Raw genomic sequence first — 18028 nt, forward strand, 5'->3', positions numbered from 1 at the left:
AATGAGATTACTCCCCCTACCAGTTCAGTAGGGGGGTATAAATTATGCGCTGTACATAAATACTTCGAGATGTTCGAAGAGGATATTAAAGCCAATAGCGATTAATACTATCCCACCGATAATTTCTGCTTTTTTTCCTAATAGTGGCCCCACATAACGACCAATCATCATACCTACCGTGGCCATGATCATGGTCATGAGGCCAATTGTCATTGCGGTATGCACAATATCAACTTGTAAAAATGCAAGACCAAGTCCGATAGCCATTGCATCAAGACTAGTGGCAATAGCAGAAAGTACTAAGCTAAGAGAGCTGTTGCGTGAAGGCGGTGTGCAGCAGTCATCATCGCTTTTGGCTTTAATACCTTGCCAAATCATACGAGAGCCAAGAATGAAGAGCAGGCCAAAAGCAATCCAATGATCCCAACGAATAACATATTGGCTTGCGAGAATACCAATTCCCCAGCCTATAATTGGGGTGAGTGCTTCAATAATACCGAAAATAAAACCAGTGCGGAGGATCTCTTTAAAGCGGGGTTTGTGCAGAACAGCACCTTTACAGATAGCGACAGCAAAAGCGTCCATGGAAAGGGCGAGTGCTAAAATAAGCGTAGCGTAAAAGCTCATAATATAAACCTCGGTTGGGTGCATCCATATACACATGAATTACCCCCAACCAAAAGGCTTATTCATGTGTCTATGGTCTTGCCAACCAAGATGGCGTCCGCACCACGTTTAAAAAACAAACGAGTATGTTGATACGGACATTCTGGATATATTTCCAGAACAGGCTACTCCCCAATGACGTGGTTCGAAAGATATCATAAATTAATTGAAAGGCAACACTTAATTTTATGTGGATATTAAAATTTATTGAGAATAATTTTCATTTGCAGAAATAAAAAAATTGAGGTTAATTAAATTTGTTATTAACCTCAATCTTAATGTGAATATATATAACCATTATTTATGATTAATGAAAAATTCATATATTCTTTGTAAATCATCAAGTTGAGAAACTTGAATATGGATTTTCTTATGCTCTAATCCGATAATTAGAATTCCGTCTTCTGATAAATTCATTGTTTTTATTCTGTCGTACAATATAAATGTGTTTGCAAAATAAAAACCTGTTTGTTTAAAAAATAGCTTTGGTGCTCGAATAAAAGCCAAATAGACTGACATTAAAATTGTAACCATTAATAAATAAGTGGTTAACATACTACCGTGTCGTGAAATATTGGTATAAATAACGATACAGATTAAGACAATAAAGATAATTGCATCGACACGATGTTTACGTCTGAGGTTAATTTTGAGTAGGGTTTTTCCCTTAAGTAAATGTTGAATAAACTCATCGTAAATTGCATACAGCAGCATCAGTAAAATAATAATGGCTAGTATGAAATCATTTAAGGTCATTTTCAGTGCCCTTGGCTAAGTAAACGTGCTAGAGAGCTTAAAAGTAAAAATGGGAGGCTGCAACCTCCCATTTCAGTTTATTACAGCAAATTATGGTGCTAAGAACTTCAACCAAGCACCTAAGATACCAAGGCCAAAGAAGCCAATGATGATCCACAGTGGGTTAACTTTACGGCGAAGTAGCCACATACATGCAAAAGTTAGTAATAATGGAACTAAACCAGGCATCAAATCATTCAAAATATCTTGAATGGTTTTGATTTCCATAACTTTTGTTGTTGGGTTCTCAATATTGGAAACAACGACGGGAATGTTGACCTTGGTCCATTTATTCACCAAGGCACCCATAACAAATAGCCCCAGTATTGATGCACCTTCAGTCAGTTTTTGTAAGAATCCGCCACCGATATCTTGAACAATATCAACCCCTTTTTTATAGCCATACGCAACGCCGTAGTAGAGCGTTAATAGGCGAACAAGGTTGAATAGAACAAAGAAGAGGATTGGGCCGAGTAGGTTACCAGTCATTGCAATACCGGCGCCTAGGGCTGCAAATACAGGACGAACAGTACCCCAGAAGATTGGGTCACCAACCCCGGCAAGAGGTCCCATTAAACCCACCTTAATACCGTTGATGGCACCATCATCAATATCTGCACCATTCGCACGTTGCTCTTCCATCGCCATGGTGACACCTAAAACAGGCGCAGCAACGTAAGGGTGGGTGTTAAAGAACTCAAGATGGCGTTTGATTGCTTGTTTACGCTCATCGTTATTTTCAGGATACAGGCGACGGATCACCGGAACCATTGAATAACAGAAGCCCAGCGCTTGCATACGTTCAAAGTTCCAAGAACCTTGTAACAAGTTAGAACGCAAGAAGACGCCGCGAATATCGCTTTGTGTAAGCTTTTTCGCTGTTGGATTTGTTGTATCTACCATGGTTGCGCTCCTCCTAGTCTAATTCATTATCAAGGTTGTTGTTGCTATTATTTTGTGCGACAACAACTTGAGATTTATTGTATTTCGGGCTGAGTTGGATATACAGGATAGCCATAACCGCACCGATCACACCCAGCGCAACAAGGTTAAATTCGGTAAATGCCGCAGTAACAAAGCCTAAGTAGAAGAATGGCATTAGATAGCCTGCACGCATCATATTGATAACCATTGCATAACCGACAACAACGATCATACCACCAGCAATGTTCAGACCATCAGTAACGACCTGTGGAATTGAATCCAGTAGTTCTCTTACCTCAGAGGTACCAACAGAAACTGCAACGATAAGCGCTGGGATCGCAATACGCATTGCTTGAAGTAATAATGCAGAAACATGGATCCAACTGATAGCGGTTAAATTACCACTGACGGCAGCACGGTCAGCAGCATGTTGGAATGCAACGGTAACGGTACGCACAATAATGGTAAGGACTTGTCCAGCCGCCGCCAGTGGAATTGCGATGGCGATACCAGCCCCGATATTTTGTCCACCAGCAATGACCAGAATGGTTGAAATAATTGATGCAAGTGCGGCATCAGGTGCGACAGCAGCCCCAATGTTCATCCAACCTAATGCGATCATTTCCAGCGTACCACCGATGATGATACCGGTTTTCATATCTCCCAAAACGATACCGACAAGCGTACAGGCAACGAGTGGGCGATGGAACTGGAATTCATCGAGAATAGAACCCATACCAGCGATACAGGCCACGATGAAAACCAGTACTATTTGAACAACGGTGAGTTCCATTGTTTAATCTCCTGTAACCAAACAAGTTTGGTAAATCTGTTTTCGAGTAATGGTTAAAATTAAATAATATTAACGGTTTAACTAAGACTAATTTTTAAATTTTTTAATCAAATCCATCATCTGAACTTTGCTGTCAGAAGCGACTTTTCGTACTTCTAATTCAATATTTTTATCATTCAGATAGTTGAACGCTTCAATATCTTTTTGGTTGATAGAAACCGCATTCGTAACTTGAGTTTTTCCTTCATGGAACGCCATACCACCGATATTGACAGAGGTGATATCAACACCAGCTTCAACCAAACGTTGTACATCCGTTGGGTTTGTGAACAATAACATGACGCGTTCGCCTGCGTATTTTGGGTTGTTATAAACACGAATACACTTAGCAATATCAACGACATGTGCTGTTACGCCAGGAGGAGCAACTTGTTTTAGTAATGTTGAACGTACCTGATCTTTTGCCACCTCATCGCTGACGACAATAATGCGTTTAACGCGAGTTTCTTTTGTCCAGCGTGTAGCTACTTGACCATGGATTAATCGGTCATCAATACGCGCAAGTGCAATCACCATATGTTCGCCAGGGCCAGCAGTGACTGTTTGTACTGGAGCAGGTTGTTGAACGGGGGCTGGGGATGGAGTAGCAGCGGCTTCTGGCTCTTTAAATTTCAGTGCCCGAATACCACCACGGCCTGTTTCTAAAGCAACGGAGATTAATTCGTCTATTGAAGGGTTATCGTCACGACACATAAAAGTTTCAACTAACATAGGCACATTAACGCCAGTGACTATTTCATAGTTTTCATGCTCGTTTACGATACGGCTAGCTGCGTTAAAGGGACTACCTCCCCATGTATCAACTAAAAATATTACCCCCTGGGAGGTATCTAAATCAGCTAGTTTTGCTGTGTACTTATCAAATAGGGTGTCTGCGTTTTCCCCTGGTACAAAGTCAATAAACGAGACATTTTCTTGCTCGCCTATCAACATTTCGGTGGTTCGTAGAAGCTGCTCTGCCGCCACACCGTGTGTACCAATCATAATAGCTATACTCACTTGATTTCCCTCTTAACAGATATAGAACGGAATTTGTAAATCAGGTCAAAATTGAATCAGCTTAATTAAACCTCCTAATAGAAAATGATATTGATAATTTTAGCTGAATAAATTCACTCTATTTTATTCAGTTAGAAAACTGTTAATTTGCTAACCATTAGAGTCAATATCCGTAGCATAACATTTCGCATTAGTGTAAAAACTTGTTTTGCGTCAGAAAATTAAAAACATGTATTTTATTTTAAATAAAATACATATATTGTCTGAGTATATTGGTTTTATTAAATAAATAAACTATATATATGCCAAAAACAGTGTATGTGACTGTTATCGGTAACAAAAAAATAGCAAAAAGAGTAAGGGATTTAAAATGTTGGACAAAAAATAGACGAAAAATGACACGTTTCAGCAGTAGGAAGTTCTGAAAAACGTTTGTTTTGTAAACAAGGGATTTAAGTAACGATTTAATTAAGTTTTTGTTACAAATTAAAAATAGAAAAGCCAAGTAGGCGAAAAATGACGTATTAAAGATCACCCTAAACAATTAAGTCAGATAATAATCAACAATACTTGATAAAAAATGCCGCGTGTTTAATCAAAGTAAAATACGCGGCATCGGTGAAGTGATTCAATTAATGACTAGTGAATAAAGACCCTAGTCACATTGGACTTTTATTGCTAAACCTCCGCGAGAAGTTTCGCGGTATTTGGCATTCATGTCTTTGCCCGTCTCGTACATCGTTTCAATTACTTTATCGAGAGAAACACGTGGCTCACTCGTACGGCGGAGTGCCATACGCGTTGCGTTGACGGCTTTGACGGATGCAATCGCATTACGCTCAATACAAGGTACTTGAACTTGTCCTGCAACAGGGTCACAGGTTAAACCAAGGTTGTGCTCCATACCGATTTCAGCGGCAACACAAACTTGTTCAGGGCTACCACCAAACAATTCAGCAAGGCCTGCCGCTGCCATTGAGCAAGCAACACCAACTTCGCCTTGGCAACCCACTTCCGCACCAGAGATAGACGCATTCATTTTATAAAGAATACCAATAGCCCCCGACGCAAGGAAATAACGTGTGTATAATTCCGGCGTAACAGGCTCAATGCAGTGGTCGTAATAAGCCAAAACCGCAGGAACGATACCACAGGCACCGTTGGTTGGGGCAGTAACAACGCGACCACCTGCCGCATTTTCTTCGTTAACCGCTAATGCAAACATATTAATGAGATCAACGACATTCATCGGGTCATTGGACAGTTTGCTTGATGATGTGACAAGACGGTTCAATGCTGGCGCACGACGAGGTACGCGCAGTGGCCCCGGTAGAACTCCCTCGGTATTTAACCCGCGTTCAATACAAGCCTGCATGGTTTTCCACACATCGGCAAAATAGGCATCGATCTCTTCTTTCGTGTGAAGGTCAAGCTCATTCTTCATCATCAAGCTAGAGATGGATAACCCCGTTTTTTTGCAGTGAAGCAAAAGTTCTTCTGCTGAGTTAAATGGGTAGGAAACGGGTTTACTATCCAGAACAGATTGACCAAAATGTTCCTCATCAACAATAAAACCGCCACCAATTGAGTAGTAAGTTTTGGTATAAATTTCTTCTTCGCCTGCAAAGGCATGGATAGTCATACCATTTTCATGTAAAGGCAGATTATCTAGGCGGAAGTTCATTCCACCTTCCCGTGGGAAATCTACCGTGTGAGTGCCGTTAGCTAAGGGTAGCTTTTCAGTCTTTTCAACGTTTTCAATAAAGCCAGGAATAGATTCGATATCAACAGTAGCAGGTAAATTGCCAGCAAGGCCCATAATGATTGCAATATCAGTATGGTGGCCTTTTCCAGTGAGTGAAAGAGAGCCATAAACGTCGACCGCAATGCGTGTGACGCTTGGTAATAATTGTTTGCTTACCAAATCATCGACAAATTCTTTTCCCGCCTTCATTGGGCCGACGGTATGAGAGCTTGAAGGACCTATGCCCACTTTAAACATGTCGAATACGCTTATCACGCAGGACTCCTTAAAAAAAGTAGATATTTAGTGATTTATTTTAAAGGGCGCTACTTTACTGTTATTTAGTAGTGTTAACCAGTAAGTTTAAATTATTTTTTAAAATAAGGTAGTAACAAAAGGCCAATTGCTACAGAATAGCACAAAATGTATTCAATTACGGCACAAAATGACTACTTGAGTTGCAGAGCTAGCTGATGAAGGATGGCAGCAGTGAGACCCCAAACGAGATGTCCGTTATGCCAATAGAAGAAAATACGGTTACTTTGACCAGCACGTTTGATATCAACATATTTATGTTGATTCAGTGATAGCGCATCAAATAGCGGAACCTCGAATACAGAGGCGACTTCACTAGGATTAGGGCGATAATTAATGCCTTCGGGGAGCAGGCCGACGATTGGGGTGACTTCGTAACCGCCAATACTTTGTTGTGGCGAGAGTTGCCCAAGTACTTGGACTTTCTCTGGGGGAATAGCCACTTCTTCATAGGCTTCTCGCAGCGCGGTAGTCACTAGAGAGCCATCTTCAGGGTCACGTGCCCCTCCTGGGAAAGCCACTTGTCCGGCATGCGAACGCAAAAAAGGGGAACGCTGCGTTAATAATAATGTGGGAGTGGTTTTATTGATAATAGGCAGAAGAACGGCAGCAGATTTGCTCGCCGTCCGTTGAGTTCGGCGAGTCACTGGCAGGGTAAACTGAAAGCGGTTTATAAACTCATTCAGTTTGGTCATCGTGCTCTACTTCTCCTAACACGGGTAATATCAGCCGTAACTTATCAAAGGTTTCTTGATACTCTTTATCCGCTTGGCTATCTGCCACAATACCACCGCCAGCCCAGCAAAAAATCCGTTTTTTATCTGTTAACAGTGTACGGATGGTAATGTTGGTATCCATTTTGCCACAAAAACTAATATAGCCTATAGCGCCACAATAGCCATGACGACGATGAGGTTCAAGCTCTTCAATGATTTGCATCGCCCGAATTTTAGGGGCACCAGTAATTGAGCCTCCTGGGAAACTTGCACGCAGAAGATCTGTTGCCGTATAGGGTTTATCAAGTGTTGCAGTAATTGTGCTAACTAAGTGATAAACCGCAGGGAAGGCTTCGACAGCGAATAATTCAGGGACCTTGACTGTTCCTGGTTGTGCAACTCGACCAATATCATTACGGAGTAAATCGACAATCATCAAGTTTTCAGCACGATCTTTAGGGGAATTCGCCAACTTTTCGACTTGCATGGCATCGGCGTGTTCATCCTCTAAACGAGGTAGTGTGCCTTTGATTGGACGTGTTTGTATCTCACCATCTTGTAACTGGATAAAGCGTTCAGGCGAGATGCTGATCACCGCATTATTAGGAAGACGAATGAAAGAAGAGAAAGGGGCGCGATTTGCTCGGGTTAATAATAAAAATGCATCCCATTCATTACCCTTATATTTTGCTTGAAAACGCTGCGCTAGATTTATTTGATAGCAATCACCGCTACGCAAGTATTCATGTATTTGGCCGATTTTCTCGTGATACTGCTCTTGTGACATATTTGAATGCCATGAACTGGTAAGGGCGAACTTGGTTTTACGTGAAGCTTTTTGTTTCTTCAACCAATCAAGGCGTTTATTGGTATCAGAATAACTGAATAAGGTGACCGTTTTTTCTTGATTATCGACAATCAACGCCCATTGATATATCCCAACGGCCATATCTGGAAACGATAAATCCGTAGTCGCTATGTGTGGCATTTTTTCGATACGACGACCTAAATCGTAGCTCCAAATACCGAGAGCACCGCCAGTGAAAGGAAGCGTATCATCACTAGCATGGTCAGGGGCGTAGTGTTCAATAGTTTGTTGAAGGAGGTTAAATGGGTCTGCGTCTGAACTCTCAACCGAATGCGGGTGGGTGATCGTCGTTTTATCGCCAATAGTGGTTAGCGTTGCAATAGGATCAGCCACAACAATATCGTATCTGTTATGCGAATGCTCGGCATTGCCTGAATGGAGCAGCATTGACCAAGGTTGATGGGCTAGTGGCGTAAAATAGTCAATAGCAACATCAGGATAATAGGGGAGTTGTATTTTATTGATAACCATTTGTATATACTAAACGCTAAGTCGATAAAAAAGAACTGATAACCAGATTAGCATATATCTTATCTTAAGAAGCCAAGAGCTGTTAAAATTAAGCTAAAATTTTTTATTTTCTCTCCGCACGATTTAAAACTAACCAGTTAAGAAGGGGTTTTGACATGTTTTCAGGTATGCCAGCGCTTAATCATCAACAACAGCAAGAAGCGGTTGAACGTATCCACCAATTAATGGCTGATGGGATGAGTAGCGGAGAAGCGATTGCGCTCGTTGCACAGGAAATCCGTGAAAGATACAAAGATAAAGAGCAGATCCAAGTACGTTTTGATGAAGAAAATGAACGTTAACAAAACAAACTATTAACATTTATGCTAAAATCTGATACATATTAGTTAAGTCATACCATTCTGGCAGTTTATAATTATTTCTACTATTTTAGTTATATTAGATAAATGTCGTATAAAATTAACTATGGTCACTGATATAATTTGTTACCCAACATTTTTATAGGGATCGGAGGAAGCATGAAGGCTGGTAAGAAAATTGGTTTTGCTTTAGGTGGCTGCGCACTGTTATTTAGTTCGATTGCATTCAGCGCCAACCAAGAAGAAGGTAAAGCGGCTCCGTTTATTAGTTGTGGAAAATTGGCAGAGCCTCAAATTGCTGCACAAGTTAAAAACGATTTTATGAATAATCGCTTGCCACGTTGGGCAGAAGAAAAGGCATTAGTTGGTAAAAAAGCCGTCGCATGGGTTAATAATCAAGATGTGACGAAAACAGAGACGGGTTACCAAGTGCCATTAACAGTCAGAGGCTCTAAGCAAGATCTGCAATATAATGTGACTGTTGATTGTGAAAAATCCACTATTACATATCACTCTGTAAAATAATCTATCTCGATTTGTAGCGATGTCCTAAAAAGGAGAAGTGATGCTTCTCCTTTTTAGTTATTCGTGCCTAAAAATCATATTTAGCGATTTTTGGGCTCGTAGGGTAGACGAGAAAAATGTTGTGAAAGCTGGCGGTAGTGGGCTAACCGTTCACGAAAATAGGCTCTAAGGTGCTCAGGTTGCTCCTGCTCGACAGCTTCTGCGATCACGGCAACATTATAGCGCTCTTTAAAGGCAACCCCCGAGGCTTGTAGGTCAACATTGACTTTATCCATTTCGTCTTTGGGTAACAATGCAAGGTTATGACTCATATCCACTCTCAATCACTTCAATGTAGAGGGGGTAGTGTAGCAATTTATCGGAAAAAATCACTAGCTGCCTCGTTACTTATGGCGTAAATATAGGGAAATAATATTTTGAATTGATTGAGAGAAATAATTATTTTCACGTAAGATTATATTTAATAACTCAACTATTGATTATAATGAGAATGTATTATTTTATTAAATAACAATGATAATTTTTTTCATTAAAACACAAGTAAATACCACTAAGGATAATGAGATTGATTATTATTAATTTTACAAAAAGTTATTAATTATCAGTAAATTGTATTTTTTTGTTTTATTATTGTTTTAGGGTTTTAATTATTTTTAGAATGTGCATAATAAAAGCATTAATCTTGATAACTAAGGAAAGAAAATATGTTAACGAATGACATGATCAATAAATTAAATGAGCAGTTAAACCTCGAGTTTTATTCTGCGAATTTATATTTACAGATGAGCGCATGGTGTAGCGATAAAGGTTTTGAAGGTGCTGCGGCATTTTTAAAAGCACATTCTCAAGAAGAAATGGAGCATATGCAGCGTTTATTTGACTATCTTAGCGATACTGGTGCACTGCCAAAATTAGGTCAAATCGCCGCGCCTCCTGTTGATTTCAAATCAATCGGTGATGTATTTACGCTGACTTATCAGCACGAGCAACAAATTACTGCGGAAATTAATAAACTGGCTCATTTAGCCATCACTACCCAAGATTATTCCACATTTAACTTCTTACAGTGGTATGTTGCTGAACAACACGAAGAAGAGAAATTGTTCAAATCAATCTTAGACAAATTGGATATGGTCGGTGAAAGTGGCAAAGCGCTGTTCCTATTGGATAAAGATTTAAAAAATATGTCTACATCCGCCCACGTTTAATATAAAACATCAATAGGTTCATGATTTGTAGTGATTAATTTCAATGCTCATGAGCCTTTTTCTTTTCATTTTGTGTTGATAATCACATCTTCAACAGCCAAATTCATTTTTTGGCAGCGAAAGCTTGTTTCTTTCGTATAATGATTGCTAAATAATCCAAATTCACCTGCAAATTAAGGGGTTACTAATTATGGCAATCTATCAAATCAAATCATCTTGGCGTAAATTGAGTGCTGTTGCAGTCCTATTTTTAGGTATGTCATTTCAACAGGCATTCGCTCATGCGCACTTAAAAGATCAACTACCAGCAGAAGGTGCGGCGGTTGAAAAGGCTCCTGAGTCAATCACCCTTAATTTCTCTGAAGGTATTGAGATTAATTTTGCAAAAGTGAAAGTGACGGGGCCTAATGACAGCGTCGTGAAAACAGGCAAGCCTGCGTTAGATTCAAACAATGACACCAAGGTTATCATTCCAATTGAAAGCAAATTAGAAGCAGGAAAGTATGATGTAAATTGGAGTGTGGTATCCGTTGATGGTCATAAAACGAAAGGCGAATATAGCTTTACTGTGAAATAATCATGTCTTTAGAGGCATTTTATACAGTTATACGCTTTTCCCATTTTATTGCTGCGATGTTGATGTGTGGAATGTCAATATTCGCAGCGATATTAAGTGTGGGTGCTTTTAGTCAAATCCTTCGTCGCTATCTTAATCGAGCGATTATCTTTAGTGCAGTAGTCACCGTGGTTACAGCCTTTGGCTGGATGGCTGCCCAAGCTGGGCTGATGGGGGATGGCTGGGAAGAAGCACTAGACTTTGATATTTGGTCAAGTGTATTTGGCACAACGTTTGGGCTGGTTTGGCGTTGGGAATTGGTGTTTGCTGTCATCACATTAGGTGTGATTTTTATCCGTTCACAAAATATCCGGCTTTATCTGTTATTACTACTTTCTATTGTGCTCCTCGGTTTACATGCCTTGATTGGCCATGCCGCGATGTATGGTGGTGTCATTGGGGCGTTAAACCGTTTAAATCAATTTCTTCATCTTATAAGTTCAGCCTATTGGTTTGGCGGATTATGGCCGTTTTTGATTTGCATTCAGTTCTTGCGAGATAAAAAAGAATTAGCGCCAGGCTTAGATAAGCAAATTTTTGCTAGTTTGATCCGTTTTTCTCGTGTAGGGCACGTTGCTGTCGTTATTGTTGTGGTGACAGGCATAATCAGCTCGATGACATTACTGCCAAATTGGCCGTTTAATTATACCGGTTCAGAATACCAATCGTGGCTTTGGTTAAAAATCAGCTTAGTTGCACTAATGGTCATTTTAGCCTTAGTGAACCGCTATATACTGGTTCCGAATATTAAAAGAAAAGGGCGGTTACAGTATTTGATTATTAATAGTTGGATTGAGCTACTGTTAGGTACTACGGCAATTTTAGCCGTTGCTATTTTTGCGACCTATCAACCTGTATAATCACCTGATAGTGAACTTGATGTTTTAACAAGGTAAGTTGTATGAAACTGAAATTAGCGCTGTGTTCTGTATTACTGGCAAGTACTAGCTTTACGGTGGCTGCGGCACCCATTGAGACAGTAAGTAAAAAGCAGTTTGGTGATGATTGGCCATTTACCCGAGAAGAAGTGATGCTGGAATGTAGAAGTAATGGTGCACTGATTGTCATCAACCCTGCCACACTCATGCAGTACCCACTCAATGATGTGGCACAGGCTCAAATGGAGAAAAAAGAGATCAAAGCACAGCCGATCGATATTTTATTAAAGCCAATTGAGACGGAAAAAAGCGCGGAAGAGCGCGTAGAACCACTCAAATTAGCGGCGAAGAAGCTGTGTAACAACTCGTAACCTCATCTTTATTAAAGAAGAACAATGCCATAGGTTATAGGCGATTATGCTTATAACTTGTGGCATTTTTTATTATCAACAAAAAGTTGAAAGGTTGTACTTATCATCGATATAGGGTGTACCTATCAATCAAATAGCTCGATATTGGAATATTAAGAAATAAATTGTGTTAATAATATGTAAAATAATTGATAATTAGTATGGTAAGAGTGCGTTTAGCAAGCTAGTATTAAATTGTACTTTGTTACGTCTCAATGGCAATTTTTAGCGCACGGCTCTGCCAGAGCCATTTCCCAAGGCCCGGTAATCGGAATCTACCAGGCCTCTTTTTTTGCCTGTTGTTTGTAGCCCACCAAATAGTGATTTCATCAATTAAGCCACTCTCATCACCCAATGATGATTATCTTTGTCATAACGATGACGGTATAACAGAACGGGTTTCTCATTGATGAGTGCAGGAATACTGGTATTTTCATCCCAACCATCTAATTGCATACAAAACTCAGTATCAGAGTCACAAGGTATACTGAGGGTATCACTTTTATGATCTGACATGATGGCGTCATTGATTTCATAGGAAGATATTTTCAAATTAACTATGCGCATAATGTTACCTCTCGATTAATGTGTAGCTGTGGCGTTACGACTCAACAAAATTAAGCATAGTACAAATGGAATCGATTTCCAAAATGTTTTTTAAGGGCGAGTTAAAAGAAAGGTGCAATATTGTTAAAATATGCACCTTTCTAGTGATTACTGTTTAGGGATAGATGTTCCCCATTCTAACCAGTCTTTAGGAGGTTCTAATTTTAGAATGAAATGCTGATCTGGCTTCGCTTTCGGCGCGAGAGGCACCGTTGGTGGGGTCGCCAAGGAGATACCTCCCCGAACAAACTGCTTGAAGGTGCCACTCTTGATCATGCCGCCTGTGAGGCCAAAGGAGAGGTTATAACCTGAAGAGATCCAAAATTGGGTATTGTCGCGGATCAGGTATTGGAACTCTTTACCAATTCGAGTCGCAACATATACGCGGTCGGAAAGCTCTCCCAAATATAAACCAGTAACTGTACCAATTTCCATTCCCCTAAAGAGAAGAGGGGTTCCAACCTGAATAGAGCCAACTTCGGTGGCATCTAATATAATTGTTAAGCCATCTAAGTAACGCGAGTCTGTAATATTGGCCGTTTGTAGTTCAAATTGGTAACGATTTCTATTTCCTCGTCCTGGCTCGGCACTGATATAAGGTTGGATCAAGGTATCGAGGTTATTGACGCCAGAAGGAGAAAGCTCTGGTGTGACAATAGCAAAGCGACTGCCACTCTTCGTGAAAGCTTGCACATACTCTGGATAAAGGATCGCGCGTGCATTCACTTCGCGGTTATTTGGCGATAATTTCAATGAATCGATTTGTCCAATATCGATACCTAAATAGCGAATCGGCATCCCTTCTGACAATTTAGACGCATCAAAAGTGGTTAAAGTTACGACACTCCCAATGGCTTTTGCCGCAGTTTCGTTTGGATAGAGGGTATGTTGCCTTGCACTATCAAGTTTGGCCGTTGGAATATTATCAAAACTAATGGCACCTCTAATTGCTCGTGTAAGAGGAGCGGCCTGAACGGTTAATCCACTGCTATTGAGTTTGACTTTAGCGCCGCCTTCTGCCCAAAAGACGCTTTTATCTGTTAGTAGATGACGGTATTGACTAGAAATATGAATATTAACCGCGAAACCGTCTTTGGTTGGGTTAATTGAGACTATTTCACCGACAGTAAATTGGCGGTAAAGTACTACTGAACCTGCCTGAATATCAGGAAGGGTGTTAGTGTTTAATGTAATTGTGGTGGTGGGTGATGAACCTGTTATACCCGCCTTAGCATTATCATCACTTCGATATAATGGGAACGTTTCAGGCAATGGCTCTTTACCTTTTCCAACCAATAAATGAACTCCACCATCTAACCACTCTTGCGGCGTTGCACCTTGAAACTGGATCCCCGTTAAGCCAAGTTGGACATCAACGCGGCTATTGGCAACAAACTTGGTATCGTTACGGATAAGATGGCGGTACTCATCCAAAATCGCGACTTGGAAGGTAACTTTATCATCAAGTAAGTTACGCTGTAACACTTCACCTATTTTTATTCCACGATAAACGATAGGTTGTCTGGCATCGACGCCATAGGTGTCAGGAGACCATAATGAAACCACTAAACTATTTTTATTTTGCTGTTCATCCTGTCCAATATCATGCCTGTTTGGATGCAAAACAAATTGTTGCCCTTCCTGTGCTGGGGCACTATTAGTCGGTGAATCAAATGCAACAGCACCATTGATTACAGCAGAAAGGCTTTCCATTTTGACATTCACACCAGATTTTAAATCAAAACCGCCTTGGAAGCCTGAAACATTCCAAAATTGACTGTTTTCTCTCACTAATCGGGTATACCGTTTTTCTATTATGGCGGCGATAGAAACCCCTTGGTCATTAGGCAAAATCGTGTAGTCAGAAATATAACCAACGGGCACTTTGCGATAATAAATCGGTGAGTTTTCATGCAATGAGCCTAAGTCTTTAGCCGTGAGATAGATGAGTAATTGCCCCTCTTCGGTTTGTAGTTGTGGCGGGGAGTCTTGAGCGATAAAGTTGTGTTGCTCTTCACCAGCCCCAGGTTGCATACCGATGTAGTTACCGCCAACAAGTGCATCTAAGCCAGAAACACCGGCTAATGAGGCTTTAGGTGTGACGAGCCAAAATTTGGTGCCAGAGGTGAGTGCGGGCTTCATATCTTTATTGATACTGGCCTTAACAATAATTTTCTTCATATCTTGGCTAACGGTGACAGATTGCACCAATCCAACTTCGACACCTTGGTAGCGGATCGGTGTTCTACCTGAAACTACACCGGGAGCAGAGGAAAATTCAATTGTCACCTCAGTACCTTGTTCCAACCAATGTTGGAAAAGTAACCAACCTGCGATAAACACAGCGACAAGAGGCAATAGCCAAAAGGGTGATATACGTGCTCGTTTACGTAAAATCGCCTCTTGTTCTTGCTCTACAGGTTCATTTTGTTGATTTTGATTTTCCATAAGAATCCCAAATTAAACGACTATCAAGCCACTCGACAGCGAGTATGGTTAAAATTACAGCGATACCGAAAAACAATGCGGCAGGGCCCATAGTAAAAGACATTAGCTGATCACGGTTAATCAGCGTCATCATGAGTGCGATAACAAATAAATCCAGCATTGACCAACGGCCAATCCATGTCACAAATTTTAATAACTTCATCCTCAATACCGGATCCGTCTGACTGCAACGTTGAATGGAGCATAACAGTAAAATCATGATCAGGATCTTAATAAAAGGCACTAAAATACTGGCGATAAAAACAATGATAGCAATGGGCCAATTACCTGATTCAATTAATGAAACGACACCAGAGTAAATGGTGTCTTCCATGCGTTGCCCGTTAAGATAGACAACGGAAATTGGCATTAAGTTAGCAGGAAAAAGCAAGATCATCGCTGCAATCAGTGCGGCCCATGTTTTTTGTAGGCTATATGGTTCGCGGTAGTGTAAGGGGCGATGGCAGCGTTGGCAGACTCCTCGTGAATTTGCAGGCCCGGTATAGTGGCAAGCTTGGCATGTTAAAGCATGAGGGTCATTAGCTTGCTCTTTTTTAGGGTAGAAGAGCTGCCAAAGTTGTTCGACATTTAGGTGGATTAATATTAACAGACTAATTACTGTCATGGTAATAAAAGCGATTAAACCATTTCCCAAAAATACGCTGGCGTAATCTTGCATTTTGATTGCAGCAATCCCCAATCCAATAAGATAGACATCCAACATAACCCATTCTTTTAAACGACTTAGTATCAGTAAGACGGGGCGTAGATTTAGGCGAACACGCCTTCCTATATAGAGATAAACGATAGAAATCGGCAAAAGCAGAGGTGCGCCGATGGCACAGAAGGCGATAATGCTCGCAGTGAATGGGTCACCTTGAGAATTGATGAGCCTAATACCTTCGATCACGTTGGCATAGATTTGTGTTCCCAATAAATGGATTGATATCAATGGCTGCCAAAATGCGATAGGTGCCAACATTAATAATGTAATAGAAAGAATAAATAAGCGGTTTAGTGACCAAGAACGGCCATCGTCAAGCTGACTGTGGCAACGTGGGCATATCACAACCTGTTGAGTATCATGTGAAGGAATAGATAATTTAAGATTGCAATAGCAGCAGTGTTGCGAAATTATGTCACTATGATTAATGTGATTCATTGTTTTACTCATGGAGTTGTTAGCCGCGCGTGTAATCTAGTGTAAAAAAATTTACGGCTTAGTGACAACTTGCTAACCTACAGGGTGCACAAATTGTTTACTCTATTGCATCATTTAATTATTACAAGAAAATTTTATGGATAAAAACAAGTATTATCACGAACTTTCAGATAGTTTGTCTGCACTATTGGCAGGAGAATATGATTTAATTGCAAGTTTGGCGAATACAAGCGCGTTGTTGTATGAGCGCCTAGAAGGTATTAACTGGGTGGGTTTTTACTTAAGAAGTGGACAAGAGTTAGTGCTTGGTCCTTTTCAAGGAAAGATAGCCTGTGTCAGAATACCGTTTGGCAAAGGTGTCTGCGGTACGGCATATAGCCAAAATAAAATTCAGCGTGTTGATGATGTGCATGCTTTCTCTGGTCATATAGCCTGTGATTCGGCAAGTAATGCCGAAATCGTGCTTCCATTGGAAGTTAATGGTCAGGTTTTAGGCGTGCTGGATATTGATAGTCCAAATTTCAATCACTTTGATCAAAATGATGAAATTGGTTTAAAACATCTTGTAAGCCAGTTGTGTCAACATCTGGCAATGTGTTCGATGCCAAATTATCATTAAATATTGGTATGTTAACTTAATAGGAACGTGGCAATTGTCTGCAACGCTATTATAATGTCGGCTTGTTCATGCCCGTGCTGGTTGGCAAAATCGTTGTTATCAGGAAATTTCATGGAAAATCAACCTAAGTTGAATAGTAGTAAAGAAGTTATCGCGTTTTTGGCTGAGCGTTTTCCACGCTGTTTTATCGCTGAAGGCGAAGCACGTCCGTTAAAAGTCGGAATTTTTCAAGATATCGTAGGGCGTTTGACCGAAGAAGATGGTATTAGCAAAACGCAATTGCGTTCGGCATTGCGTATGTATACCTCTAGCTGGCGTTATCTCTACGGTGTTAAAGAAGGCGCTAAGCGCGTTGACTTAGATGGTAATGATTGTGGTGAATTAGAGGCGGAGCATATTACGCATGCTCGTCAACAATTGACTGAGGCAAAAGCTCGAGTTCAAGCGCAACGTGCAGAGCAAAAAGCGCAGAAACGACCAGCAGCCAAAAAATCAGGTGATAAAAACACCCGCAATCCGGCAGCAGCAAAAGACAAAGCGCCGCGCCATCGCCAGTCAGAAAATAAAGAACGCCCACAAAACTCTTCGACTAAACCTCAGCGCCGTAGTGGTGCAGCATCTCCAGAGCAAAAATTGAAATCAGTGACTGATATTAACGCACTTCAGGTCGGCCAGACTCTGAAAGTGAAAGTTGGTACAAGTCTGATGGATGCGTCTGTGCTGGAAATTGCTAAAGATGGTGTCAGAGTTCAGTTGCCAACAGGAATGGCAATGATTGTGCGCGCGGAACATTTAAAGTTCTGATAC

Annotated in this window: 20 protein-coding genes and 1 riboswitch; of the genes, 8 read left to right on the forward strand and 12 right to left on the reverse strand. The window is 40.7% G+C overall.

Annotated elements, in window-relative coordinates; genetic code table 11:
* Positions 1-42: 42 nt before the first annotated feature.
* The 8 genes from mntP to pabB all read right to left on the reverse strand — a co-directional run bounded on the left by mntP (position 43) and on the right by pabB (position 8351).
* Entirely contained in the window at positions 43-627 is a 585-nt protein-coding gene (mntP, locus tag PR699_RS04725) for a manganese efflux pump MntP (RefSeq protein ID WP_014656091.1), read from the reverse strand.
* Positions 628-634: 7 nt separating this feature from the next.
* Positions 635-812, reverse strand: a riboswitch (yybP-ykoY riboswitch).
* A 151-nt stretch (positions 813-963) separates the two neighbouring features.
* Complete coding sequence (locus tag PR699_RS04730; RefSeq protein ID WP_004920450.1) at positions 964-1422, reverse strand: DUF986 family protein; 459 nt, start codon at positions 1420-1422, stop codon at positions 964-966.
* Between the two features lie 90 nt (positions 1423-1512).
* A complete protein-coding gene (locus PR699_RS04735) occupies positions 1513-2364 on the reverse strand; it encodes a PTS mannose transporter subunit IID (protein WP_004920447.1) in 852 nt (283 codons plus the stop codon).
* A 13-nt stretch (positions 2365-2377) separates the two neighbouring features.
* Positions 2378-3178: a PTS mannose/fructose/sorbose transporter subunit IIC gene (locus PR699_RS04740; protein WP_004920443.1), complete on the reverse strand. Its 801-nt coding sequence runs from the start codon at positions 3176-3178 to the stop codon at positions 2378-2380.
* An 87-nt stretch (positions 3179-3265) separates the two neighbouring features.
* The gene (gene manX / locus PR699_RS04745; protein WP_204282976.1) at positions 3266-4237 is read right to left on the reverse strand and encodes a PTS mannose transporter subunit IIAB; all 972 of its coding nucleotides are present in this window, start codon (positions 4235-4237) and stop codon (positions 3266-3268) included.
* Positions 4238-4892: 655 nt separating this feature from the next.
* On the reverse strand, positions 4893-6257 hold the full coding sequence (locus tag PR699_RS04750; RefSeq protein ID WP_014656089.1) for an L-serine ammonia-lyase: 1365 nt from the start codon (positions 6255-6257) through the stop codon (positions 4893-4895).
* A 173-nt stretch (positions 6258-6430) separates the two neighbouring features.
* Positions 6431-6991: a CoA pyrophosphatase gene (locus PR699_RS04755; protein ID WP_004920428.1), complete on the reverse strand. Its 561-nt coding sequence runs from the start codon at positions 6989-6991 to the stop codon at positions 6431-6433.
* Complete coding sequence (gene pabB, locus PR699_RS04760) at positions 6975-8351, reverse strand: aminodeoxychorismate synthase component 1 (RefSeq protein ID WP_014656088.1); 1377 nt, start codon at positions 8349-8351, stop codon at positions 6975-6977. The genes PR699_RS04755 and pabB overlap by 17 nt, the downstream gene beginning before the upstream one ends.
* Before the next feature lie 155 nt (positions 8352-8506).
* On the opposite strand from pabB, the gene PR699_RS04765 reads away from it, so the two are divergent.
* Positions 8507-8692, forward strand: a complete 186-nt coding sequence (locus PR699_RS04765; protein WP_004920422.1) for a YoaH family protein — start codon at positions 8507-8509, stop codon at positions 8690-8692.
* A 177-nt stretch (positions 8693-8869) separates the two neighbouring features.
* Entirely contained in the window at positions 8870-9235 is a 366-nt protein-coding gene (gene yebF, locus PR699_RS04770) for a protein YebF (protein WP_004920419.1), read from the forward strand.
* An 80-nt stretch (positions 9236-9315) separates the two neighbouring features.
* Here the strand turns inward: yebF and PR699_RS04775 are convergent, their stop codons facing one another.
* Positions 9316-9546: a DNA polymerase III subunit theta gene (locus tag PR699_RS04775; RefSeq protein WP_014656087.1), complete on the reverse strand. Its 231-nt coding sequence runs from the start codon at positions 9544-9546 to the stop codon at positions 9316-9318.
* Positions 9547-9939: 393 nt separating this feature from the next.
* Between PR699_RS04775 and ftnA the strand changes: the two genes are divergently transcribed.
* From ftnA to PR699_RS04795, 4 genes are all read left to right on the forward strand, one after another.
* On the forward strand, positions 9940-10443 hold the full coding sequence (ftnA, locus tag PR699_RS04780; protein WP_004920416.1) for a non-heme ferritin: 504 nt from the start codon (positions 9940-9942) through the stop codon (positions 10441-10443).
* A gap of 190 nt (positions 10444-10633) precedes the next feature.
* Positions 10634-11020 (forward strand): copper homeostasis periplasmic binding protein CopC, encoded by a 387-nt coding sequence (copC, locus tag PR699_RS04785; RefSeq protein ID WP_004920415.1) that lies wholly within the window; start codon positions 10634-10636, stop codon positions 11018-11020.
* Positions 11021-11022: 2 nt separating this feature from the next.
* Entirely contained in the window at positions 11023-11919 is an 897-nt protein-coding gene (gene copD / locus PR699_RS04790) for a copper homeostasis membrane protein CopD (protein WP_004920413.1), read from the forward strand.
* Between the two features lie 41 nt (positions 11920-11960).
* Positions 11961-12308: a DUF2511 domain-containing protein gene (locus PR699_RS04795; protein ID WP_004920411.1), complete on the forward strand. Its 348-nt coding sequence runs from the start codon at positions 11961-11963 to the stop codon at positions 12306-12308.
* Between the two features lie 372 nt (positions 12309-12680).
* Here the strand turns inward: PR699_RS04795 and PR699_RS04800 are convergent, their stop codons facing one another.
* The 3 genes from PR699_RS04800 to yebS all read right to left on the reverse strand — a co-directional run bounded on the left by PR699_RS04800 (position 12681) and on the right by yebS (position 16602).
* Entirely contained in the window at positions 12681-12914 is a 234-nt protein-coding gene (locus PR699_RS04800) for a DUF1480 family protein (RefSeq protein ID WP_004920410.1), read from the reverse strand.
* Between the two features lie 147 nt (positions 12915-13061).
* Entirely contained in the window at positions 13062-15401 is a 2340-nt protein-coding gene (locus PR699_RS04805; RefSeq protein WP_014656086.1) for an MlaD family protein, read from the reverse strand.
* Entirely contained in the window at positions 15376-16602 is a 1227-nt protein-coding gene (gene yebS, locus PR699_RS04810; protein WP_014656085.1) for a membrane integrity lipid transport subunit YebS, read from the reverse strand. Before yebS ends, PR699_RS04805 begins: the two co-directional genes overlap by 26 nt.
* A gap of 136 nt (positions 16603-16738) precedes the next feature.
* Between yebS and PR699_RS04815 the strand changes: the two genes are divergently transcribed.
* Both PR699_RS04815 and proQ read left to right on the forward strand, forming a co-directional pair.
* On the forward strand, positions 16739-17221 hold the full coding sequence (locus tag PR699_RS04815; RefSeq protein ID WP_004920404.1) for a GAF domain-containing protein: 483 nt from the start codon (positions 16739-16741) through the stop codon (positions 17219-17221).
* A gap of 111 nt (positions 17222-17332) precedes the next feature.
* Complete coding sequence (gene proQ / locus PR699_RS04820; protein ID WP_004920399.1) at positions 17333-18025, forward strand: RNA chaperone ProQ; 693 nt, start codon at positions 17333-17335, stop codon at positions 18023-18025.
* Positions 18026-18028: the final 3 nt, after the last annotated feature.

The sequence above is a fragment of the Providencia sp. PROV268 genome (genome assembly GCF_028477805.1).
Classification (GTDB): Bacteria; Pseudomonadota; Gammaproteobacteria; order Enterobacterales; family Enterobacteriaceae; genus Providencia; species Providencia stuartii.